Origin of the sequence: Erythrobacter sp. HI0063 (genome assembly GCF_001635685.1) — a bacterium.
Classification (GTDB): domain Bacteria; phylum Pseudomonadota; class Alphaproteobacteria; order Sphingomonadales; family Sphingomonadaceae; genus Qipengyuania.
Genome location: NZ_LWFF01000190.1, coordinates 1 through 347, shown reverse-complemented (window position 1 = coordinate 347; position 347 = coordinate 1). Strand labels below are relative to the sequence as shown.

Genomic DNA, 347 nt, shown 5'->3' with positions numbered 1-347 from the left:
CAGAATACGCGCATGCTTGTCATTGGTCGCCTTGGCCCAGATATTGGTCAGCCCGAGATCGGAAAGGGCGAGCACGGCCAGCACGCTGGCTTCGATATCGGTCCCGATCGCAACAACCGCAGCTTCGAAACCGGCGACACCCAGGCGATCGAGAGTGGTCTTGTCGGTGCAGTCCGCTTCCACCGTCTTGGTTAGCTCGCCTGCGAATTCGTGAACCAGGCGCGCATCGGTGTCCGCGCCCAAAACCTCATGGCCCATCCGCTCCAGCGTTTGCGCCACGGCACCGCCGAAGCGTCCCAGGCCGACGACCAGCACGGGCTTTCGATGTCTAGCCGACAATCGGATTC

Annotated in this window: 1 protein-coding gene; it reads right to left on the bottom strand. The window is 62.2% G+C overall.

Annotated elements, in window-relative coordinates; all coding sequences use genetic code 11:
• On the bottom strand, positions 1 to 315 hold a 315-nt coding region (locus tag A3736_RS06245; protein ID WP_233999275.1), incomplete at its 3' end, for a TrkA family potassium uptake protein.
• Between the last annotated feature and the right edge of the window lie 32 nt (positions 316 to 347).